Below are 21,220 nucleotides of genomic sequence, written 5' to 3'. Positions count from 1 at the left end.
CATGGCGGAGGAGTTTCCACAAAGCCTCCCGCCGCTGCGGGGCCGCGTCCAGGCAGCGGCGCCGCTCGCGCCCTTCACCTGGTTCCGCACCGGCGGCCCGGCGGAATGGCTGGTGCGCCCCGCCGATGTCGATGACCTTCTGCTCCTGCTGCGGGACCGGCCATCCGCCATGCCGGTGACGGTGATCGGCGCCGCCTCCAACCTGCTGGTGCGTGATGGCGGCGTGCGCGGCATCGTCGTCAAGCTGGCACGCGGCTTTTCCGACATCTCGGTGGAGGCGGATGGCATTGTCGCCGGCGCCGCAGCGCTGGATGCGACGGTGGCGGAGCACGCGGCGGCGGCCGGGCTGGCGGGGCTGGAGTTCCTGTGCGGCATTCCAGGCAGCATCGGCGGCGCCGTCGCCATGAATGCCGGGGCCTATGGCCGCGAGCTCAAGGATGTTCTCGACTGGGCGGAGATCGCGACGCCCGCCGGCCTGGTCCGCCTGCCTGCCGCCGAGCTGGGCTTCGCCTATCGCCGCGCCGTTCTGCCGCAACAGGGCATCGTCACCCGCGCCCGCTTCCGCGCGCTGGCGGGAGATGCTTCCGCCATCGCCGCCCGCATGGCGGAGATCCGCGCGGCGCGCGAGGAAGCCCAGCCGGTGCGCGCCCGCACCGGCGGCTCGACCTTCAAGAATCCGCCCGATGCCAAGGCCTGGGCGCTGATCGACGGCGCCGGCTGCCGCGGATTGCGGATTGGCGATGCGCAGGTGTCGGAAAAGCATTGCAACTTCCTGCTCAATCTCGGTAGGGCAAGCGCCGCCGATCTTGAAGGGCTGGGCGAAGCGGTGCGCAGCCGGGTGGCGGCAAGATCGGGTGTCACGCTGGAATGGGAAATCCGACGCATCGGGGAGGTGGCGGCATGACCCATGTCGCGGTGCTGCAGGGCGGATTCTCATCGGAGCGCGAGGTTTCGCTTTCCACCGGCCGCGGCGTGACCGCCGCGCTGCGCGAGGCCGGCTTCGATGTCACTCCGGTTGAAGTGACCGAGGATCTGGGCGCGTTGATCGCCCTGTTGCGGCAGGCGAAGCCCGATGTGGTGTTCAACGCCCTGCATGGGCCCTTCGGCGAGGATGGCTGCATTCAGGGCGTGCTGGACTGGCTGGGCATCCCTTACACGCATTCCGGCGTGCGGGCTTCCTCGGTGGCGATGGACAAGGCCGCGGCGAAGGCCGTGTTCGCGGCGCATGGCCTGCCGCTGGCGGAGCATCGCCTGGTGTCGCCGGAGGAGCTCGAAGCCGCCGATCCCCTGCCCCGCCCCTATGTGGTGAAGCCGGTGAACGAAGGATCGTCGGTTGGCGTCGAGATCATCAGGGCGGGCGACAACCGCCGTGAAACCATCGCGCGCAACTGGCGCTTCGGCGGGCAGGTCATGGCGGAGGAATACATTCCCGGCCGCGAGCTGACCGTCGCCGTGATGGGAAGCCGCCCGCTGGTGGTGACGGAGATCGGCACCGGCCACGTCTTCTACGACTACGACGCGAAATACGCCGCTGGCGGCAGCCAGCACACCCTGCCGGCCGAGCTTCCCGACAGGGTCGCCGAGGCTGCGAAGGACGCGGCGCTGCGCGCGCATCAGGCACTGGGCTGCCGCGGCGTGACACGTTCCGATTTCCGCTACGACGACAGCACCGGCCGCCTGGTTCTGCTGGAGGTGAACACCCAGCCCGGCATGACGCCGACCAGCCTGGTGCCGGAGCAGGCCGCCTATTGCGGCATCGGTTTCGCGGCGCTTTGCGCCTGGATGGTGCAGGAGGCTCGCCATGGCCCGTAGTCCGACACGGCTGCAATCCGGGGAACGCACGCGCCTTTCTCAGGATGGCCGCGCGCCGCAGCGCGCGGCGCAGCGGCCCAATGCGCTACGCCTTTGGCTGCGGCGGCAGCGGCCATATCTGCGCCCGGTCCTGATGGGTGCGGCGGGCGCCTGTTGCCTGGGCGCCGGCGTTGTCGCCGTCGCGGCGCTGGATCCGGCCGGCCGCTTCGCATGGCTCGGCCAGGGCGTGGCCGGCATCGCCGCCGAGGCGGGCCTCACCGTTGGCGACATTGTGGTTCGCGGCCAGCAGAACACGCCGCGCGAGCTGATCCGCACCGCCATCGGCACCGGCCGCGGGCAGCCCCTGCTTGCCTTCTCGCCCACTCAGGTGAAGGCGCGGCTGGAAAGCATCGCCTGGATCGAGGAAGCGGAGGTGCAGCGGCATCTGTCCGGCGACATCCTCATCACCCTCCGGGAGCGGCAGCCCTTCGCCATCTGGCAGCACGACAACCGCTTCGCCATTGTTGACCGCGAAGGCCGGGTGGTCACCGCCGAAACCCTGGACGCCTTCGGGCCGCTGCCGCTCCTGGTCGGCGATGGCGCGCAGAAGATGGGCGGCGCGCTGTATGATGCGCTGAAGGCGGAGCCCGAGGTGCAGCGCCGCGTGCAGGCGCTGGTTTATGTCAGCCAGCGCCGCTGGAACCTCCGGCTGCACAACGGCACCGATGTGCTGCTGCCGGAAGGGCATGAGGACGCGGCGATCCGCCGGCTGGGCGAATTGCAGCGCTCCAGCGCCCTGATGGACCGCACATTGGTCGCCATCGACATGCGCATGCCTGACCGTCTGGTTGTTCGGCAGCAGCCGCAGCCGGAGGAAGCCGAGCCCGTCAAGGCGCGCCGGGGGAGCAGCCGCGGATGATGCCGGTGCAACGCCTGATGCCGCCTCCCGAATTGTCCACCCCCGTGGCGCGGCGGCGGCGCGCCCGCAGCGGGCCTTACGGCGTGCTCGACATCGGCAGCAGCAAGGTTGTCTGCCTGATCGCCAGGGTGGAGGCCGATGGCCAGGCCCGGATCCTGGGTTGCGGCTGGCAGCGCGCGCGCGGGATCAAGGGCGGCAACATCGTTGAATTGCAGGAAGCGGAACAATGCATCCGCGCCGCCGTGGCCCAGGCGGAGGAAGCCGCCGAGCTGAAACTCTCGGGCGCAATCGTCAACCTGTCCTGCGGCCAGCCCGCTTCCCGCCTGATGAACATCCAATGGCCGATCGGCGGCCGCGCGGTGACGGATGCCGATCTGCGCGCGGTGCTGGCCGAGGGCCGCCGCCGCGCCGCGGAGGAAGGCCGTGAAACGGTGCACGCCACCAATCTCGGCTTCACCATCGACGCGACACCCGGCGTGCCGGACCCGCGCGGCATGGAATGCGAGACGCTGACGGCGCATCTGCATCTTGTGGATTCCGCCTCCAGCGCGCTGCGCAATCTGGGCATCTGCCTCAGCCACTGCGACCTGGAGGTCGAGGAACTGGTGTCCGCGCCCTTCGCCGCCGCCTTGTCGGTGCTGGTGGAGGATGAACGGCAGCTTGGCGCCACGGTGGTGGATCTGGGCGGCGGCACCACCAGCATCGCCGTCTATGGCGAAGGGCACCTGTTGCATACCTCGCAGATTCCGGTCGGTGGATGGCAGGTGACCAACGACCTGGCACGCGGCCTCGCCACGCCGATCGCACAGGCCGAGCGCATCAAGATCCTGGATGGATGCGCGCTGCAGGGCGGCGACGATGCCAAGACCATGGTCATGGTGCCGCAGGTTGGCGAGGACGAGGATCCCCTCGTCAGCGTGCCGCGCAGCACGGTGGTCAACATCATCCGGCCGCGAATCGAGGAAACGCTGGAACTGGTGCGTGACCGGCTGGAAGCCGCGGCGCTTGGCCGCGAGGCCGGCGCCCGCGTGGTGCTGACGGGCGGCGCCAGCCAGCTCGTCGGATTGCGCGAAATGGCGGCACAGATTTTGGACCGTCCCGTGCGCCTCGGCCGTCCCGGTTTTGTGCGCGGTTTACCGGAAGCTGCACAAGGTCCCGATTTCGCGACAACGCTTGGCCTCGTTGCCTGGGGCACGGGCGAAGGTCGCCCCCTGATTGATATAGATCCCGCTCCAGAACGTGGTTTTGGTCGATTTGCTCGATTCGTAAACTGGCTTCGGGAACGAGTCTGATGCAAAGTGTGACCGCGCCGAATCGCCGCTCGCCGGAAAACGCCCAAGGAGAATTGCTGGCATGACGCTGAACCTCACCATCCCGCGCCAGCAGCACACGGACTTCAGTCCGCGCATCACCGTTGTCGGTGTCGGCGGCGCAGGCTGCAACGCGGTCAACAACATGATCGCCATGGGCCTGGACGGGGTCGAGTTCCTGGTTGCCAACACCGACGCGCAGGCGCTGGTGAACAGCCGGGCGGAACGCCGCGTTCAACTGGGCCCGCATCTGACGCAGGGCCTGGGCGCCGGCGCGAAGCCGGAGATCGGCCGTGCCGCGGCGGAGGAAGCGACGGAAGAACTGGCGCGCCATCTCGAAGGCATGCACATGGTGTTCATCACCGCCGGGATGGGCGGTGGAACGGGCACCGGCGCGGCGCCGGTGATTGCCCGCATGGCGCGCGAGCGCGGCATTCTGACGGTTGGCGTCGTCACGCGTCCTTTCGACTTCGAAGGCATGAAGCGCCGTCGGGCGGCGGAAGCGGGCCTCGAGGATCTGCAGACCTATGTCGACACGCTGATCGTCATTCCGAACCAGAACCTGTTCCGTAAGGCGAATGAGCGCACCACCTTTGCCGAAGCGTTCAAGATGGCAGACGACGTGCTCTACATGGGCGTGCGCGGCGTCACTGACCTGATGGTCAATCCGGGCCTGGTGAATCTCGACTTTGCCGACATCCGCACCGTGATGGCGGAGATGGGCAAGGCGATGATGGGCACCGGCGAGGGCGAGGGCGAGGACCGCGCCACCGAGGCGGCCGAGGCGGCGATCAGCAATCCGCTGCTGGAAGACACCTCGATGCTCGGCGCGCGCGGCGTGCTGATCAACATCACCGGCGGCTACGACATGACGCTGTTCGAGGTTGATCAGGCGGTGAACCGCATCGGCCGGGAAGTCGACCAGGACTGCAACATCATCTTCGGCTCGTCCATCGACGAGGAGATGAATGGCCGCCTGCGCGTGTCGGTGGTCGCCACCGGTATAGACGCTGTGCGGGACGAAAGCCTGTCCGAGCGGCCGAAGCTGGTCGCCATGGGCGGCGGCGCGCCGGTGCAGGCGGTTGCCACCCAGGTCATTCCGACGCAGCAGGGCCCGCGCAGCGTGGTTGGCGCCCCGGTGGCCCCGCGCCCCGCCATGCCGCAGCCGGCTTCCCCGGTGCGCGTGGGCAGCAACCCGCCCCATGCCGGCGCCCCGCGCCGGCCGGCCGGCATGGCCGCCTCCCCCGCCCCGACGGCCTTCGAGCAGGCGCCGGTGCCGCAGGGCCCCGCCCCCGAAGCGCCATCCCCCGAGGATGTCCCGGCGCCGCTCGCCGGCACGGCCGCCGAAGCTCCGCGTCCCGCTTCGGCCCGCCCGATGGCACCCCCGCCGGTTTCGGCGCCCCCCGTCAGCAGCGGCTTCAACCTGTTCCGCAAGGCGACCGGCCTGATGCGCCGCAACCTGAGTGCCGAGCCGGAGGTGGCCCAACCGGCCGCCCAGCGCCCCGCCCCGCAACAGCCGGCGGCGGCCCCCCGCCAGGCTCCGGCGCAGCCGGCGGAGGAGATGGGCCTCGACATCCCGACCTTCCTGCGCCGCCAGAACAACTGACCTTTCGCCTTTTTGGCCATCCTTCGAGCCCCGCGCTGAAAAGCGCGGGGCTTTTTGCATCGCAAAAATTCTACCGAATCAGTATCTTAAGGACTGACTTTATCTCGAAATAATCGGAAACAAGCGTTGACTCGCACTGTTTTCAGGCCGGTGCCATCTAGACGATCAACGAGAGGCCGCGTTCTCGGCCACGAGACTGAGTGACAGCCAGGTAGGATAATGGACGGTTTCATCGCCACCGGTACGGAACGACGCAGGACGCTGAAGGCAGCCATTGGCTGCGTGGGCGTTGGCCTGCATTCCGGCCGCCGCGCGAGCCTGACGCTCCGGCCTGCTCCGGTTGATCATGGCATCGTGTTCCGCCGCACCGATCTCGGCATCGACATTCCCGCCCGCTTCGATCTGGTGTTCGACACCCGCCTTTGCACGGCCATCGCCCTGCCGGACCAGCCGCATGCCCGCCTTGGCACCATCGAGCACATCATGGCGGCGCTGTCCGCCTGCGGCATCGATGATCTGCTGATCGAGGTGGACGGCCCTGAGGTGCCGATCCTGGACGGGTCCGCCGCCCCTTTCCTGTTCCTGATCGACTGCGCGGGCATCCAGACCACCTTCATGCCGCGCCGCAGCATCGAGGTGCTCCGCACCGTGCGGGTGCAGGATGGCGAGGGCGAGAAGGCCGCCTGGGCGGCGTTGCACCCCAGCGCGACGCCGGGCTTCGAGGCGCATCTGGAGATCGACTTTCCTTCCTCCGCCATTGGCCGGCAGAACTTGTCGCTGCGGGTGACGGAAGCCTCCTTCCGCGGTGTGCTGGCCGATTCCCGCACCTTCACCCTGGCCGAGGACGTGGCGCGGCTGCGGGCCGCCGGCCTCGCCTTGGGCGGCAGCCTGAGCAACGCCGTGGTGGTGGATGGGCCCCTTGTGCTCAATCCGGGCGGGCTGCGCCACAAGGATGAGTGCGTGCGCCACAAGATGCTCGACGTGGTGGGCGACCTGGCGCTGCTCGGCGCGCCGGTGATGGCGCGGTTCGAGGGCAGCCGGTCCGGCCACGCCCTCAACAACCGTCTGGCGCGCGCGCTGATGGCCGACCCGTTCGCCTGGCGCTGGCGGGAGGCCAGTCTGGCCGAGCCCGCCCTGAGCCAGCGTTCCGAGGCGGTCGCCGCCTGAGCCTGATCCGGCCGGCCTGTTCCCCAGGCCGGCCGTTCCCGTTTCGCCGCCCCCTTCGTCTCGGGGGGGCGCCATGGTATAGAACGGCCGCCATGCGCCTCACCCCCCGGACCTTCCGTCTTCCTCTCCTCCTGGCCGTGCCGCTTCTGGCCGCCGCCTGCTCCCAGTGGGACGGCAAGCGGGACAGCCTCAACGCATCGCCGGCCGCCATGGCCGCGGCGACGCCGGATGCGCTGTATGGCGCCGGCATCGATTCGATGCGCAAGGGCGAATACCAGGACGCCATCGGCTATTTCGACAGCATCGAGCGCGAGCACCCTTATTCCACCTGGGCCACCAGCGCACGGCTGATGGCGGCCTATTCCGACTACATGCGCAACCGCTACACCGAGGCGATCGGCGCGTTGGACCGGTTCATCCAGCTGCATCCGGCGCATCGCGACATCGCCTATGCCTATTACCTGCGCGCCCTTTGCTATTACGAGCAGATCGTCGATGCCGAGCGCGACCAGCGCGCCACCGAGATCGCCATGAACCAGCTGCAGGAAGTGGTGAACCGCTTTCCGGGCACGCCCTATGCGCGCGATGCGCGGCTGAAGATGGACCTGGCGCGCGACCATCTGGCCGGGCGCGAGATGAATATCGGCCGCTTCTACCAGAACAAGGGCCTCTACACCGCTGCCATCGGCCGCTTCCGCCGCGTGGTGGATGAGTTCCAGACCACCAACCATGTGCCCGAGGCGCTGCACCGCCTGACGGAGATCTACATGGCGCTGGGCCTCACGGAGGAGGCGCGCAAGAGCGCCAGCGTGCTGGGCTACAATTATCCCGGCAGTTCCTGGTACCAGGATTCCTACGCCCTTCTGGGGGAAGGCGGCATCGAGGCAGGTGGCTCCGGCGCCAGCCGCCCCGGCTTCTTTGCCCGCACCTGGAACTCGATCTTCTGAGCGCCCCGCCGGCCGCTCCGCCATGCTAACCTCGCTCGCCATCCGCGATGTTGTCCTGATCGAGCGGCTGGACCTGTCGCTTGGCCATGGCCTGACGGTGCTGACCGGCGAAACTGGCGCCGGCAAGTCGATCCTGCTGGACAGCCTGGGCCTCGCACTGGGGCAACGGGCCGAGGCCGGCATGGTCCGCGCCGGCCAGTCCCAGGCCTCGGTCACCGCCTGCTTCCATCTGCCTCCCGACCATCCGGCCCAGCAATTGCTGGCCGAGCAGGACATCGAGCCGGAGGATGACCTTGTTCTGCGCCGCGTGGTGCAGGCGGATGGCCGCTCCCGCGCCTTTGTCAACGCCGAGCCGGTGGGCGTCGGGCTGCTGCGGCGGCTGGGCAGCCTGCTGGTGGAGGTCCAGGGCCAGCACGACCAGGTCGGTCTGGCGGACCCCGCGACCCATGCCGGCCTGCTCGATGCCTTTGGCGGGCTGGAAGGGCGGCGCGGCGCCGTGGCGGACGCCTTCCGGGAATGGCGCGGCGCCGAGCGGACCCTGAAATCCGCCCAGGACGCCATCGCCCAGGCGCAGCGCGACGAGGAATGGCTGCGCCACGCGGTGGAGGAGCTGTCCCTGCTCGCCCCCCTGGAAGGCGAGGAGGACGCGTTGTCCGGCGAGCGCCAGGCGATGCAGCTGGGCGAGCGCCGGGCCGAGGCCGTGGCGTCCGCCCTGTCCGAATTGCAGCCACGCGACCGCCGCGGCTCCACCGGCCCCGCCGCCGCCCTGCGCAGCGCCGCCCGTGCCCTGGAGCGCCTGCCCGCCCCCAATGAGGAAGCGGCGCCGATCCTGGCCGCGCTGGGCCAGGCGCAGGATGCGCTAGCCGAGGCCGAGGCCATGCTGGAACGGCTCGGCGCCGATCTCGGGCCCGATCCGCGCCGGCTGGAACAGGTGGAGGAGCGGCTTTTCGCCCTGCGCGCCGCCGCCCGCAAGCACGCGGTGGCCGTGGTTGAGCTGCCGGGATTGCTTCATGACCTGTCGGAGCGGCTGGCCGCTCTGGATGCGGGCGCCGAGCGTGCCGCCGCGCTGGAAGCCGCCGCCGCCGCCGCCCGTGCCGTTTTCGTGGCGGAGGCCGGGGCGCTGACCGCCGCGCGCGAGGAGGCCGCCGGCCGGCTGGAACAGGCCGTCGCGCGGGAGCTGGCGCCGCTGAAGCTGGAGCGCGCCCGCCTGCATATCGAGATCGCCCCGCGCGAGGAGCGCGCCTGGGGCGCCGATGGCCAGGACCGGGTCACCTTCCTGGTGTCCACCAATCCAGGGCAGAAGCCGGGGCAGCTCGACAAGATCGCCTCGGGCGGCGAGCTGTCGCGGCTGATGCTGGCGCTGAAGGTGGTGCTGGCGCGCGGCTCCCCGGTGCCGACCCTGGTGTTCGACGAGGTGGATAGCGGCGTCGGCGGCGCCACCGCCGCCGCGGTGGGGGAGCGTCTGGCCAAGGTGGCGGAACGGCTGCAGGTGCTGGTGGTGACGCACAGCCCGCAGGTGGCGGCGCGCGGCACGCAGCACTGGCGCGTCGCCAAGGGCATCCGGGCCGACCGGGCCGAAACCCGGGTGGAGCCGCTCGACCCCGCCGCCCGGCGGGAGGAACTGGCCCGCATGCTGGCCGGCGAAACGGTGACGGAGGCCGCCCGCGCCGCCGCGGACTCCCTTTTGCGCGGCGCCGCCTGAACGTCACGCTTCCGCTTGCATTGCCGGAACCTCGGGCGCAACGCTGACGCTTTGCGGAAGGCGGATGGCGATGGAGGTTCTGCTCACCTTTCTGGATCTGGCCGGCACCGTGGCGCTGCTGCTCTGGGGTGTGCGCATGGTGCAGACGGGCGTGCAGCGTGCCTTCGGCCCAAGGCTGCGGGGCATGCTGGCAGCCGCGCTGGGAAGCCGGCCGCGCGCCTTCCTGGCCGGGCTCGGCGCCACCGCCATCCTGCAAAGCAGCACGGCGACGGGGCTGATGGTCACCAGCCTCGCCGCCAGCGGGGCTGTCGGGCTGGTGCCGGCGCTGACGGTGATGCTGGGCGCCAATGTCGGCAGCACGCTGATCGTCCAGCTCCTGTCTTTCGATGTGTCGAGGCTGGCGCCCTTGCTGGTGCTGGGCGGCTTCCTGTTGTTCCGGCGCTCGGCGACGCAATGGCGGGATCTGGGGCGGGTCGGCATCGGGCTTGGCCTGATGCTGATGGCGCTGCACCAGATGCTGGCTGTCCTGGCACCGCTGGAACAATCCCCGGCCTTGCGGGCGGGACTGGACGCGTTGGCGGCGCAGCCGGTGCTGGCCCTGTTGCTGGCGGCGGCCCTGACCTGGGCGGCGCATTCATCCGTCGCCGTGGTTCTGCTGGTGATGTCGCTGGCGGCGCATGGGCTGGTGGCGCCGGCCCAGGCCTGCGTGCTGGTGCTGGGTGCCAATCTCGGCACCGCCATCAACCCGGTGCTGGAAGGAAGCGGCGGCGACGACCCGGCGGCCCGCCGCCTGCCCCTGGGCAACCTGCTGGCGCGCGCCCTGGGCTGCTTCCTGGCCCTGCCCCTGCTGGCGTGGCTGGAGCCGCTCGCCGCCTGGCCGCAATCGGACCCGGCCCGGGCGGTGGCAAATTTCCATACGGCCTTCAACCTGCTTCTGGCCCTTCTGCTGTTTCCTGTCCTGCCGGCCTATGCCCGGCTGCTGCGGCGCCTGCTGCCGGCCAGGGTCGATGCGGCCGATCCCGCCCGCCCGCGCCATCTGGACCGCGCCGCGCTGGAAACGCCCGTGCTGGCCATCGGCGCCGCCGCGCGGGAAGCCATGCGCCTGGCCGACGCGCTGGAGGAGATGCTGGAAGGCGTGCGGGACGCGCTGCTGCAGGGTGACCGCCGCCGCATCGCCACGGTGCGCCGCATGGACGATGTGCTGGACCGGCTGAACGGCGCCATCAAGGCCTATCTCCTGCGCCTGGACCCGGAGGCCCTGTCGGAAGCGGACCGTCGCCGCGTGGGGCAGATCCTGGCCTTCGCCACCAACCTGGAACATGCGGGTGACGTGGTGGAGCGCAACCTGATGCCGGCCGCGGCCAGGCGGCTGAAGCGTGGCCTGCCCTTCTCGCCGGAAGGCGAGGCCGAGTTGCTGCGCATGACCGAGCGGGTGCGGGCCAATCTGCGCGTCGCAGCCTCCGTCTTCATGACCGAGGACGCACGCGCCGCGCGGCACCTGGCCGCGGAAAAGGAAGCGTTCCGCGAACTGGAAGCCCAGGCGGTGCAGGCGCATTTCGAGCGGTTGCGCCAGGGCCAGGGCGGCACGGCGGAAACCAGCGCGCTGCATCTCGACCTGTTGCGCGACCTGAAGCGGCTGAACGCGCATCTGGTGGCCGCCGCCGCCTATCCCGTGCTGGAGGAGCAGGGCGAGCTGCTGCCGACCCGGCTGCGCCCGGCACAGGACATGCCGACCTGAGCGGGACGGCCGGAAGCACCGTGAATGGCGAGGCTGCCCCGCTTCCAAGCCGCCGCGGCGCGGGTTAGGGGAACAGCATGACCGCGCCGCTCCGCACCCTTCCCGTCGATGCCCTGACCGACGCCCAGGCGGCCGAGGAACTCGCCGCCCTGGCCGAGACCATCGCCACCGCCGACATCGCCTACCACCAGAACGACGCGCCGATCATGACGGATGCGGAGTATGACGCGCTGCGCCGCCGCAACGCCGCCATCGAGGCGCGCTTCCCCGCGCTGAAGCGGGCCGACAGCCCTTCCGACGCGCCGCCCGGGGCTGAGGCCGCCTCCGGCTTCGCCAAGTCCCGCCACGGCACGCCGATGCTGAGCCTGGACAACGCCTTCGCGCCGGAGGATTTCGCCGAATTCGCCAAAAGCGTCCGCCGCTTCCTGAAGCTGCCGGAGGACGAGGTTCTGCGCTTCGTGGCCGAGCCGAAGATCGACGGGCTTTCGGTCAACCTGCTCTACGAGGATGGCCGCTTCGTGCGCGGCGCCACGCGCGGCGACGGCACGGTGGGGGAGGACATCACCCGCAACCTCGAAACCCTGGACGAGCTGCCGCGCCAGCTGAAGGCGCCCTTCCCCGCCAGCATCGAGATCCGCGGCGAGGTCTTCATGACCAAGGCCGATTTCCTGTTCTTCCGGGACGAGCAGCAGCGGCTGCACGAGGAGCGCGAGGCGCGGCGCGAACGCGGCGAGAAGGTGGGCGAAGCGATCCGCATCCCGGCCAATCCACGCAACGCCGCCGCCGGATCGCTGCGGCAGCTCGACCCCTCGATCACCGCCAGGCGGCCGCTGAAGCTGTTCGCCTATGCCCAGGGCGTGTCCTCCGAGCCGGTTGCGGACACCCATTCCGGCTATCTGAAGGCGCTGGAGCGCTGGGGCTTCCAGGTGAACCCCCTCTCCCGCTCCCTGCCGGACGAGCACGCCGCCGAGGCGTTCCAGGCCGAGATGGCAACGCAGCGCGCCGGCCTCGCCTATGACATCGACGGGGTGGTGTACAAGCTGGACCGGCTGGACTGGCAATCCCGCCTCGGCTTCGTGGGCCGCGCGCCGCGCTGGGCCATCGCCTGGAAATTCCCGGCCGAGCAGGCCATGACGGTGTTGCAGGAGATCCAGATCCAGGTCGGCCGCACGGGCGCGCTGACGCCGCGCGCGGTGATGCAGCCGGTCAATGTCGGCGGCGTCATGGTGCAGCACGCCACGCTGCACAATGAGGACGAGATCGCCCGCAAGGATGTGCGCCTCGGCGACACCGTGATCCTGCAGCGCGCGGGGGACGTGATCCCGCAGATCATCGGCATCGTGCTGGAAAAGCGCCCGGCGGACAGCCAGCCCTTCACCTTCCCCGACCGTTGCCCGGCCTGCGGCAGCCACGCCATCCGGCCGGAGGGCGAGGTGGTGCGGCGCTGCACCGGCGGGCTGATCTGCCCGGCCCAGACGGTGGAGCGGCTGAAGCATTTCGTCAGCCGCAACGCCATGGACATCGAGGGGCTGGGCGAGGAGAACATCATCAAGCTGCATGAGGAAGGGCTAGTGAACAGCCCTGCCGACATCTTCCGCCTGCATGGCCACGCCGACCGGATGCGGCAATGGGAAGGCTGGGGCAAGGGCGCCAAGGCCGGCGCCACCAGGAAGGTGTCCAACCTGCTGGCCGCCATCGACAGCCGCCGCGCCGTGCCGCTGGAGCGCTTCATCTTCGCCCTGGGCATCCGCCGCATCGGCGCGCAGAACGCCAAGCTGCTGGCGCGGCACTACCATTCCCTGCGCCACTGGCGGGAAAAGATGCTGGCCGCCACCACTGTGGGCTCCGAGGCGCGGGAGGAGCTGGGCTCCATCCAGGGCATCGGCCCGGCCATCGCCACCGAGCTGGCCGAGTTCTTCGCTGAGAAGCGCAACCGCGACGCGCTCGACGACCTGGCGCGCGAGGTGACGCCGGAGGACGCGGCGGATTTCTCCGATCAGGACAGCGCCTTCGCCGGCAAGGTGGTGGTGTTCACCGGCACGCTGGAGCAGACCTCGCGCGACGAGGCGGAGGCCGTGGCCGAGCGGCTGGGCGCCAAGGTCACCAAGAGCGTGTCGAAGAAGACCGACTTCGTGATCATCGGCGCCGATGCCGGCTCCAAGGCCAAGAAGGCGGCGGAGCTGGGCGTCCGTACCCTGACCGAGGCAGAATGGCGGGAAATGGCGGGGCTGTAGCGCCGCCCTCCCTTCAGAACATCGCCAGCGCGTCCCGCAGCACGCCGATCGGGTCGCGCCCTTCCCCGGACGAGACCAGGGCGCGGTGGCTGGCATTCAGCACAAGGTGCCGCGCCCCGGGCAACAGGGCGGATCGCACCGAAACCAGCCCGTCATTCGGGCCGCCGCCGCGCCGCTCCACCCAATGCACCAGGGGCAGGTAGCGCCGGTCCGCCCCGCGCGCCGTGGCGCGGTCGAGGCTGCTGGCGATGCACAGCACCGGCAGCCGGGCGGTCAGTTCGGCGACGGCTTCGCCATTTTCCCGCATCCATGCGGCGCGGGCATGCGTGGTCAGGTCGGCCAGCCCGTCCCCTTGCCCGATCCGCAGCGCATGCGCCAGCCAGCGGGCCGCGTCGTGCAACCCGCCATGACCGACCAGCGCATCCGCCACGGCGGAACCGAAAAAGGGCGACTGGATGGCGACAAAGCCACGGCAATGGCCAGCGACCTCCGGCCGCAGCAGCGCCGCCAGCGATTCCAGCCCGCCCTTGCTGTGCGCGACCAGCAGGCAAGGCTGCGGCTCGGACAGGATGGCTTCGGCGATGCGGCGGGCATTCTCCGCCACCGGGGCCGAGGTAGGCACGGCGACGACCTCCGCCGCCGCACCCTCCGCGCGCAGCCAGGCCAGCTGGGCGCCCATGTAATCCATGCCGAAGGGGCGCAGGCGGTTCAGCGCCTCCCCCAGCAGGCCATAGGCCATCAGGATGCGGCGGCCCCGCAGCCCTGGCGGCGTCAGAGCGGGGCGCAGGCCTGTTCGAGCCATGCGCGCACCGGCGCCTCGAGATCCGGCCCGATCTCGGCCAGCACGCGGGCCTGGTAGGCATCCACCCAGCCCCGCTCCGCCGGCGTCAGCAGGGCCACATCGATCAGGCGGCGGTCATAGGGGGCCAGGGTCAGGGTCTCGAACTCCAGGAAAGGCCGCGCCTGGCCCGGCTGCGCCGGCGCCTCCCGCGCCAGCAGCAGGTTCTCGATGCGGATGCCATAGGCGCCGGGCAGGTAGAAGCCGGGCTCGTCGGACAGGATCATGCCGGCCTGCACCGGGATCGGCCGAGCGGCGCGGCTGATGCTGACCGGCCCCTCATGCACCGATAGGAAGCTGCCGACGCCATGGCCGGTGCCATGGTCGTAATCCAGCCCCGCCTGCCAGAGCGGCGCCCGCGCCACCGCATCGATATGCGGCCCGGCAACCCCCTGCGGAAAGCGCAGCGTCGCCAGGGCGACGTGGCCGCGCAGGACGCGGGTATAGCGTTCCACCAGATCGGGCGGCGGGGCGCCCGGCCCCGTCCAAAGGGTGCGTGTGACATCGGTGGTGCCATCGGTGAACTGCCCGCCGCTGTCGATCAGGTAGCATTCATTGGCGCGGATCGGGCGGTTGCTGGCCTCGGTGGCGCGGTAATGCACGATGGCGCCGTTTTCCCCCGCGCCGGAAATGGCGGGAAAGCTTTCGGCGCGGAACAGCGGCAATTCCCGGCGAAAGGCCAGCAGCCGCCCGGCGGCGCTGATCTCCGTTTCGCCCCCGGCGGACGCATGGCTGGAGAACCAGCACAGGAAGCGGGCCAGGGCCAGCGCGTCACGGTGATGGGCGGCGCGGGCGCCGGCCTGTTCCGCCGGGTTCTTGCAGGCGCGCGGCAGGCGGCAGGGATCCTCGCCCGGCCGCAGCGTGGCGCCTGCCTCCCGCAGCGTCGCGGCGAACCAGATGGGGGTGGTGTCCATGTCGATACGCACCGCCTGTCCGGCCAGCCCGGTGAGGATGGCCGGCAGCGCCGCCACCGGATGCACCACCACCGCATTGCCGAGATGCGCGCGCACCCGCTCATCCAGCTTTGCGGCATCCATGAACAGATCCACCGAGGCATCCGAGCGCAGCAGCGCAAAGCCGAGCGCCAAAGGCGTGTGGTCGAGGTCGCCGCCGCGGATGTTCAGCAGCCAGGCGATGGAATGGGGATCGGCCAGGATGGCGCTGTCCTCGCCGGCCTTTCGCAGCACGGCCGCCATCTCGGCGCGCTTCTCGGCGGCGTCGCGGCCGGCATATTCCAATGGCTGCGGCGCGGCGAGGCCACGGGGCGCCGCCGGCCGGCCGCTCCAGGCGGCATCCAGGGGATTCACCACCAGCGGCACCAGCATGGCGCCCGAAGCGGCCAGTTTGTCAATCTGGGCCTGCGGATGCAGCCAGGGGTCGTAGCCGATGCGGCGCCCCGCGGCGTGCTCAGCCAGCCAGTCGGCCGGCGGCTGCTCGGTCAGGTGCCGGCGTTCCCACAGCGCCGGATCGGTTTGCGCCGCCACCTGGGTGGTGTAGCGGCCATCAGTGAAGATGGCGGCCCGTTCGGGCAGCACGATGGCCATGCCGGCGCTGCCGGTGAAGCCGGAGATCCAGGCCAACCTTTCGCCACTGGGTGGAACATATTCCCCGAGAAACTCATCGTTGCGTGGGATGAGGAAGCCATCCAACCCGGTATTGGCAAGCTCGGTGCGAAGGGCGGCAAGGCGCTTGGCGTGTGTCACTTCCATTAGCATCCCGTTAAGAACATGTTTCCACAGGTTTCAATGCGTTTGGCGCATAGCTCCGCTTCAATGCCTGCGCTCCTGTTTACAAGCCGAAAGGATTACATCCCGCTCATCGCCATGGGGCGGGCGGTTGACGGCACGAGCCGATCCCGCGGACCGCACCAGGGTATTATCGGAACGCTAGAAACAATGAACGCCCGTGTCACCAAGCCGGAATTCGTCTCGGCTATCCCCAGCAGCATGATGACCCTGGCTCCGGCCCAGTCCGTGCAGCTGGAGGCGGCGCGCCAGCGCGACGAGGCCGTGGGCCAGTGGCTGCGCAAGACCCTTTCCGCGATGTTCCGCGCCGTGGTCGAGTACCCGCGCCGCCGCCGCATCTATGACGAGCTGTCCATGCTGTCCGACCGCGAGCTGACCGATATCGGCCTGACCCGCGGCGACATTCCGCATGTGTTCGAGGCCGAGTTCAAGGCCCGCGAGCAGCAGGCGGCGAACGCCCCCGCTCCGGCGCGCGCCATCGCCGCCTGAAACCCTGGCTGCGGCGGCGGGTTGTAGCTCCGCAGACCAAGAGAAGCGGCCTTCTTCCTCCCCCCTCCCCCCAGAAGCCGCTTCCAACCGATCGCCCGCCTCCCTCAGGAGGCGGGCGTTTCGTTTTGGTGTTCCGACGGGCAGTCCAATTTTGTGGCGCATGGGTGACATTTCAATTAAAAAACGAAGTCCTGAATTTGGAGGACCGGCGCGCCCCGCCTGCCTCGACCGGACTGGAGAGATGCCATGCCCCGCCTATCCGCTCAGGGGGTGTTCCGTGCCCATTGCTGGGTCATCGCGCTGGCTACCCTGGGCCATGTGCTGTCGCGGATCATGGCCGAGGCCAAGGGGCGGGAATCCAGCATCACCAAGGTTCTCAACTTCGCCGCGGAAAGCTCCATCCCGACCGTGGTTTCGGTGGCCGGGCTGCTTGCCGCCGCGCTGGCTGCCTGGCTGATCGCCGCGGATGCGCGGGAAAAGGGGGAAAGGCTGTGGCGGAGCTGGGCCCTGGTTCTGGCCATGATCCTGTTCCTCGCCCTGGATGAGGGCGCGGCACTGCATGACCGGATGGCCTTTCCCATGCAGAGCCTGATGGATCTGGGCGGCATCTTCTACATCGGCTGGGTGGTGCCCTATATCGGGTTGGTGGTGGTGTCCGGCGCGCTGCTCGTACCCCTGGTCCTGAAGCTGCCCCGGCGGACGCTGCTGCGGCTGGTCGTGGCCGGCACCCTGTTCATCGGCTGCGCCCTGGGGCTGGAGCTGGTGGAATCCGCCCTGATCCACCAGAGCGCCGGCGAGGGCGTCCCGCTGCAGGACGCCGATATCGAGGCGCTGGTCCAGACGCCGATGCTGACCTTCCTGATGACGCTGGAGGAATTGGGGGAGATGCTGGCGGTGGCCCTCGCCCTGCGCGCCCTGTTGCTGCACCTGACGGTGGATCGCGCCGTCACCGCGCTCGAACTCACGCCAGCCATCGCTCCGGCCCGTCGTCTGGCGCCGGCATCCGCGGCGCAGGCCTTTGGTGCGCGCGGCGGCGCCACTCCGCCGCAGGCCTGAATGATCCGGCGGGCTCAGCCCCGTCGGCGCAGCACCAGCGCTGACCAGGCGCCCTGGTCGATCCGCCGCTCCAGCACCAGCCCGGCGCGGCGATGCGCTGCCAGCACCATGCGGACCTGGGTGCCGAGCAACCCGGCCAGGATGGCGGTGCCGCCCGGCGCCAGATGGTCGGCCAGATCCCGGGCCATGGCGCAGAGCGGGCGCGCCAGGATGTTGGCGAACACCAGGTCATAGCGGCCGGCATGCACCGCCGGGCTGCGCCAGCCATCCGCCAGCCTGGCCCGGATCTGGTTGCGCAGGCCGTTCAGCTTGGCGTTCTCGGCGGTGATGCGCACGCTCCAGGGCTCGATATCGGTGGCCAGCACGCGGCGGCGCAACCGCTTGGCCGCCGCCATGGCCAGGATGCCCGAGCCGGTGCCGATGTCGAGGATGCGGCGCGGCCGCCGATGCGCCATGCCCTCGAAGCCGATCAGGCAGCCGCGCGTCGAGCCATGCTCGCCCGAGCCGAAGGCGATGCCGGCATCCAGCAGCAGCACCGTCCGGCCATAGGTCACCGGGTTGGGCAGGTGGGTCGGGCGGATCAGCACGCGGGCGCCGATCTCCTGCTCCGGGAAGGCCTGCACGGTGCGGGCCAGCCAGCCCTCCGCCTCCACCGGCTCCCGCATCAGCTCCGGCGGCTCGATGCCGGACAGCGCGGCGGCCAGCACCAGGGCAGGCATCAGCTCGTCATCGCCAACCCCGGTCTCGCGCACCGCTTCCAGCCGCCAGGTGTCGGTCGGGTCGTCCTTGAAATAGCCGACGCTCGGGCAGACGGTCTGAAACGCCGCCTCGAAGGCGGGTACGGCATGCTCGGGCAGGCCGTCGATGGAGAGGGTTTCAAGCGTTGAGGGATGGCGGCGGTTCAACGGGATCAGGCCTTTTCCACAAAGGTATCGAGCACGCGCTTCCGACCCGCCTTGTCGAACTCGACATCCAGCTTGTTGTCATCCACGGCGACCACGCGCCCATAGCCGAATTTCTGGTGGAACACCCGCGTCCCCTGCGGCAGGGCGCTCGCGCGGGCCGGACGCTCATTCACTTCCCAGGAACCGGCCTCGATGATGCGCGGCTTGCGCGCCACCAGCGGGAACTGGCCGTTGCCGAAGGCGGAGGGCTGGTTCATCAGGCGCTGCCGCTCGGCCCCGGCGCCGCCCTCCACCACCACCTGGTCGGGCGGCAGCTCGTCGAGGAAGCGGCTTGGGATCTGGCTGGTCCAGTTGGCGTAGATGCGGCGATTGGCGGCATGGCTGATCACGCAGCGCTTGCGGGCGCGGGTGATGCCGACATAGGCGAGGCGCCGCTCCTCCTCCAGCCCCTTCTCCCCGCCCTCGTCCAGGGCGCGCTGGTGCGGGAACAGCCCTTCCTCCCAGCCGGGCAGGAACACGCTGTCGAACTCCAGCCCCTTGGCGGCGTGCAGCGTCATCAGGGAAACGCGCTCGCCCTCGGCGTTCTCGTCATTCTCCATCACCAGCGCGACATGCTCCAGGAAGCCGGCCAGCGTCTCGAACTCGCCGAGCGCGCGCACCAGCTCCTTCAGGTTGTCGAGCCGGCCCGGCGCCTCGGGCGACTTGTCCTGCTTCCACATCTCCGTGTAGCCGCTTTCGTCCAGCAGCGTAGCGGCGACCACCACATGGCCGTCCTTGGGCAGCATCTCCCGCCAGCGGGCGAAGCCTTCCAACAGCTCGCGCAGCGCCGCGCGCGGCTTCGGGCGCAGCGCCCCCATCTCGATCAGCCGCCAGGCCGCCACCACCAGCGGCCGCTGCTCGGCGCGGGCCACGTCGTGTATGGCGCGGATGGCGGTGTCGCCCAGGCCGCGCTTCGGCGTGTTGACGATGCGTTCGAAGGCCAAATCGTCAGCCGGCTGGTTCAGCACGCGCAGATAGGCCATGGCGTCGCGGATCTCGGCGCGCTCGTAGAATTTCTGGCCACCGATCACGCGGTAGGGAATGCCCAGCGTGATCATCCGCTCCTCGAAGGCGCGGGTCTGGAAGCCGGCGCGCACCAGGATGGCGGTTTCGGACAGGTTGTCGCCCGCGCGCCGCGCCGCCTCGATGCGGGAGCCCACCATCCGGGCCTCCTCCTCGGAATCCCACAGCGACACCACGCGCACCTTGTCGCCCTTGGCGTCGTTGCGCCCGGGGCGCAGCGTCTTGCCGAGGCGGCCGCTGTTCTTGGCGATCAGGCCGGAGGCGGCGGCCAGGATCGGCGCGGTGGAGCGGTAGTTGGATTCGAGGCGCACGATGGTGGCGCCGGGAAAGTCCTTCTCGAAGCGCAGGATGTTCTCGATCTCGGCGCCGCGCCAGGAATAGATCGACTGGTCATCGTCGCCAACGCAGCAGATGTTGCGCTCGGCCGGGTCGGGGCGCTGCGCCAGCAGCCGCAGCCACAGATACTGGACGGTGTTGGTGTCCTGGTATTCGTCCACCAGGATGTAGCGGAACATGCGGTGGTAATTGGCCAGCACGTCCGGGTGGGTGCGCAGGATTTCCGTCATGTGCAGCATCAGGTCGCCGAAATCGGTGGCGTTGAGCTGGACCAGCCGCTCCTGATAGGCGGCGTAAAGGCTGCGGGCGCGGTTGTTGGCGAAATCCGAATCATCGGCGGGCGTGATGCGCGCCGGCGTCAGGCCACGATCCTTCCAGCGCTGGATGATGGCCATCATCCCCTGCGGCGGCCAGCGCTTCATGTCCACGCCAGCCGCGTCCATCACCTGCTTCAGCAGGCGCATCTGGTCGTCCGTGTCGAGGATGGAGAAGTTGCTGGAAAGCCCCACCAGATCGGCGTGCCGCCGCAGCATGCGGGCGCACAGCGCGTGGAAGGTGCCGAGCCACAACCCTTCGGCGGGCTGGCCCAGGATGGCGGCGACGCGCTCCCGCATCTCCCGCGCCGCCTTGTTGGTGAAGGTGACGGCCAGCACCTGGTTGGGATAGGCGCGGCGCGTCATCAGGATATGGGCGAAGCGGGTGGTCAACACGCGCGTCTTGCCGGTGCCGGCGCCGGCGAGAACCAGCAGCGGCCCGTCCACCGTTTCCACGGCGGCGCGCTGCTCCGGATTCAGGCGGGCGAGGTATTCGGTCATTGGCAAGTTCCCACCGATCCGGCGGCGCAAAGCTTTTCCCCATCCACCCAGCGGGCGCCATCCAGCGTCGCGGTGGACAGGTCGGTGCCGCTGATGTTGGCGCCGGTCAGGTCGGCCTCGGTCAGGTCGGCACGGAAGAAGCGGGCGGAACGCAGATCGGCCCGCACCAGCTTGGCGCCGATCAGCTTGGTGCGCGTGAAGTCGGCGCCGCGCAGAACGGCGCCGGACAGGTCGGCACCCGACAGGTCGGCCGAGGTGAAGCGGGAATCGGGCGCGTCGGCGCCCTTCAGCCGGGCCTGCCGCAGCTTCGCGCGGGTGAATCCGGCATCGCGCAGATTGGCACCGGACAGATCGGCCCCCGAAAGATCCTGCCCATCCTGGAGGCAGCGCCGCCAGTTGACACCCGGCGCCGCGGCATCGCTGCAGGCAGCCTGCGCGGGCAGGGTGGGCAGCACGAGGATCAGGAGGAGAGGCAGGATTGGCGAGCGCACCCCCGGCATATAGAACGGGATGCGAACGCGGCCAACCTCCCGGCCGCCGGGCCGAAGGAGTGCCGCCAT

17 protein-coding genes are annotated in these 21,220 nt (G+C 70.0%); 12 read left to right on the top strand and 5 right to left on the bottom strand.

The window, feature by feature from the left end; all coding sequences use genetic code 11:
• The first annotated feature begins 1 nt into the window (after position 1).
• The 10 genes from murB to ligA all read left to right on the top strand — a co-directional run bounded on the left by murB (position 2) and on the right by ligA (position 13,414).
• Positions 2-904 (top strand): UDP-N-acetylmuramate dehydrogenase, encoded by a 903-nt coding sequence (gene murB, locus F0Q34_RS03285; RefSeq protein WP_149811246.1) that lies wholly within the window; start codon positions 2-4, stop codon positions 902-904.
• Complete coding sequence (locus F0Q34_RS03280) at positions 901-1,812, top strand: D-alanine--D-alanine ligase (protein WP_149810685.1); 912 nt, start codon at positions 901-903, stop codon at positions 1,810-1,812. The genes murB and F0Q34_RS03280 overlap by 4 nt, the downstream gene beginning before the upstream one ends.
• Entirely contained in the window at positions 1,802-2,710 is a 909-nt protein-coding gene (locus F0Q34_RS03275; RefSeq protein WP_241665298.1) for a cell division protein FtsQ/DivIB, read from the top strand. The genes F0Q34_RS03280 and F0Q34_RS03275 overlap by 11 nt, the downstream gene beginning before the upstream one ends.
• Positions 2,707-4,002, top strand: coding sequence for a cell division protein FtsA (gene ftsA, locus F0Q34_RS03270; RefSeq protein WP_149810684.1), 1,296 nt, complete (start codon positions 2,707-2,709; stop codon positions 4,000-4,002). The genes F0Q34_RS03275 and ftsA overlap by 4 nt, the downstream gene beginning before the upstream one ends.
• A 61-nt stretch (positions 4,003-4,063) precedes the next feature.
• A complete protein-coding gene (gene ftsZ / locus F0Q34_RS03265) occupies positions 4,064-5,626 on the top strand; it encodes a cell division protein FtsZ (protein WP_149810683.1) in 1,563 nt (520 codons plus the stop codon).
• Between the two features lie 219 nt (positions 5,627-5,845).
• Positions 5,846-6,793: a UDP-3-O-acyl-N-acetylglucosamine deacetylase gene (gene lpxC, locus F0Q34_RS03260; RefSeq protein WP_149810682.1), complete on the top strand. Its 948-nt coding sequence runs from the start codon at positions 5,846-5,848 to the stop codon at positions 6,791-6,793.
• Between the two features lie 92 nt (positions 6,794-6,885).
• Positions 6,886-7,740, top strand: a complete 855-nt coding sequence (locus F0Q34_RS03255; RefSeq protein WP_149810681.1) for an outer membrane protein assembly factor BamD — start codon at positions 6,886-6,888, stop codon at positions 7,738-7,740.
• Between the two features lie 22 nt (positions 7,741-7,762).
• A complete protein-coding gene (recN, locus tag F0Q34_RS03250; protein ID WP_149810680.1) occupies positions 7,763-9,442 on the top strand; it encodes a DNA repair protein RecN in 1,680 nt (559 codons plus the stop codon).
• 64 nt (positions 9,443-9,506) lie between these two features.
• Positions 9,507-11,180 carry a Na/Pi cotransporter family protein gene (locus F0Q34_RS03245; protein ID WP_241665296.1) on the top strand — a complete coding sequence of 558 codons (1,674 nt, stop codon included), beginning with the start codon at positions 9,507-9,509 and terminating at the stop codon, positions 11,178-11,180.
• 77 nt (positions 11,181-11,257) lie between these two features.
• Positions 11,258-13,414 carry an NAD-dependent DNA ligase LigA gene (gene ligA / locus F0Q34_RS03240; protein ID WP_149810679.1) on the top strand — a complete coding sequence of 719 codons (2,157 nt, stop codon included), beginning with the start codon at positions 11,258-11,260 and terminating at the stop codon, positions 13,412-13,414.
• Between the two features lie 13 nt (positions 13,415-13,427).
• Here ligA and F0Q34_RS03235 read toward each other — a convergent pair whose 3' ends face one another.
• Together F0Q34_RS03235 and F0Q34_RS03230 are read right to left on the bottom strand one after the other, a co-directional pair.
• Positions 13,428-14,216, bottom strand: coding sequence for a hypothetical protein (locus F0Q34_RS03235; protein WP_149810678.1), 789 nt, complete (start codon positions 14,214-14,216; stop codon positions 13,428-13,430).
• Positions 14,186-15,961, bottom strand: coding sequence for an aminopeptidase P family protein (locus F0Q34_RS03230; RefSeq protein WP_149810677.1), 1,776 nt, complete (start codon positions 15,959-15,961; stop codon positions 14,186-14,188). The genes F0Q34_RS03235 and F0Q34_RS03230 overlap by 31 nt, the downstream gene beginning before the upstream one ends.
• Before the next feature lie 186 nt (positions 15,962-16,147).
• Here F0Q34_RS03230 and F0Q34_RS03225 point away from each other — a divergent pair, with 186 nt between their 5' ends.
• Complete coding sequence (locus F0Q34_RS03225) at positions 16,148-16,486, top strand: DUF1127 domain-containing protein (RefSeq protein WP_206667943.1); 339 nt, start codon at positions 16,148-16,150, stop codon at positions 16,484-16,486.
• Positions 16,487-16,732: 246 nt separating this feature from the next.
• A complete protein-coding gene (locus F0Q34_RS03220; protein WP_149810676.1) occupies positions 16,733-17,542 on the top strand; it encodes a hypothetical protein in 810 nt (269 codons plus the stop codon).
• A 14-nt stretch (positions 17,543-17,556) separates the two neighbouring features.
• On the opposite strand, the gene F0Q34_RS03215 is transcribed toward F0Q34_RS03220, so the two are convergent.
• Genes F0Q34_RS03215 through F0Q34_RS03205 form a run of 3 tightly spaced genes read right to left on the bottom strand, consistent with a single transcriptional unit; the run spans position 17,557 to position 21,220 of the window.
• Positions 17,557-18,456, bottom strand: coding sequence for a 50S ribosomal protein L11 methyltransferase (locus tag F0Q34_RS03215; RefSeq protein WP_149810675.1), 900 nt, complete (start codon positions 18,454-18,456; stop codon positions 17,557-17,559).
• Entirely contained in the window at positions 18,453-20,660 is a 2,208-nt protein-coding gene (locus F0Q34_RS03210; RefSeq protein ID WP_149810674.1) for an ATP-dependent helicase, read from the bottom strand. The genes F0Q34_RS03215 and F0Q34_RS03210 overlap by 4 nt, the downstream gene beginning before the upstream one ends.
• Positions 20,657-21,220: a pentapeptide repeat-containing protein gene (locus F0Q34_RS03205; protein WP_241665295.1), complete on the bottom strand. Its 564-nt coding sequence runs from the start codon at positions 21,218-21,220 to the stop codon at positions 20,657-20,659. Before F0Q34_RS03205 ends, F0Q34_RS03210 begins: the two co-directional genes overlap by 4 nt.

It is taken from the genome of Teichococcus oryzae, from assembly GCF_008386565.1.
In the GTDB taxonomy this organism is placed as follows: Bacteria; Pseudomonadota; Alphaproteobacteria; order Acetobacterales; family Acetobacteraceae; genus Pseudoroseomonas; species Pseudoroseomonas oryzae.
Note: the sequence above shows the minus strand (reverse complement) of the source record. Positions and strands in the feature narration are given on the sequence as shown.

Excerpts from the sequence above, each read along its gene's own strand:
- murB (WP_149811246.1), top strand. The coding sequence starts at position 2 with ATGGCGGAGGAGTTTCCACAAAGCCTCCCGCCGCTGCGGGGCCGCGTC.
- F0Q34_RS03280 (WP_149810685.1), top strand. The coding sequence starts at position 901 with ATGACCCATGTCGCGGTGCTGCAGGGCGGATTCTCATCGGAGCGCGAG.
- F0Q34_RS03275 (WP_241665298.1), top strand. The coding sequence starts at position 1,802 with ATGGCCCGTAGTCCGACACGGCTGCAATCCGGGGAACGCACGCGCCTT.
- ftsA (WP_149810684.1), top strand. The coding sequence starts at position 2,707 with ATGATGCCGGTGCAACGCCTGATGCCGCCTCCCGAATTGTCCACCCCC.
- ftsZ (WP_149810683.1), top strand. The coding sequence starts at position 4,064 with ATGACGCTGAACCTCACCATCCCGCGCCAGCAGCACACGGACTTCAGT.
- lpxC (WP_149810682.1), top strand. The coding sequence starts at position 5,846 with ATGGACGGTTTCATCGCCACCGGTACGGAACGACGCAGGACGCTGAAG.
- F0Q34_RS03255 (WP_149810681.1), top strand. The coding sequence starts at position 6,886 with ATGCGCCTCACCCCCCGGACCTTCCGTCTTCCTCTCCTCCTGGCCGTG.
- recN (WP_149810680.1), top strand. The coding sequence starts at position 7,763 with ATGCTAACCTCGCTCGCCATCCGCGATGTTGTCCTGATCGAGCGGCTG.
- F0Q34_RS03245 (WP_241665296.1), top strand. The coding sequence starts at position 9,507 with ATGGCGATGGAGGTTCTGCTCACCTTTCTGGATCTGGCCGGCACCGTG.
- ligA (WP_149810679.1), top strand. The coding sequence starts at position 11,258 with ATGACCGCGCCGCTCCGCACCCTTCCCGTCGATGCCCTGACCGACGCC.
- F0Q34_RS03235 (WP_149810678.1), bottom strand. The coding sequence starts at position 14,216 with ATGGCTCGAACAGGCCTGCGCCCCGCTCTGACGCCGCCAGGGCTGCGG.
- F0Q34_RS03230 (WP_149810677.1), bottom strand. The coding sequence starts at position 15,961 with ATGGAAGTGACACACGCCAAGCGCCTTGCCGCCCTTCGCACCGAGCTT.
- F0Q34_RS03225 (WP_206667943.1), top strand. The coding sequence starts at position 16,148 with ATGAACGCCCGTGTCACCAAGCCGGAATTCGTCTCGGCTATCCCCAGC.
- F0Q34_RS03220 (WP_149810676.1), top strand. The coding sequence starts at position 16,733 with ATGCCCCGCCTATCCGCTCAGGGGGTGTTCCGTGCCCATTGCTGGGTC.
- F0Q34_RS03210 (WP_149810674.1), bottom strand. The coding sequence starts at position 20,660 with ATGACCGAATACCTCGCCCGCCTGAATCCGGAGCAGCGCGCCGCCGTG.
- F0Q34_RS03205 (WP_241665295.1), bottom strand. The coding sequence starts at position 21,220 with ATGGCGGCACTCCTTCGGCCCGGCGGCCGGGAGGTTGGCCGCGTTCGC.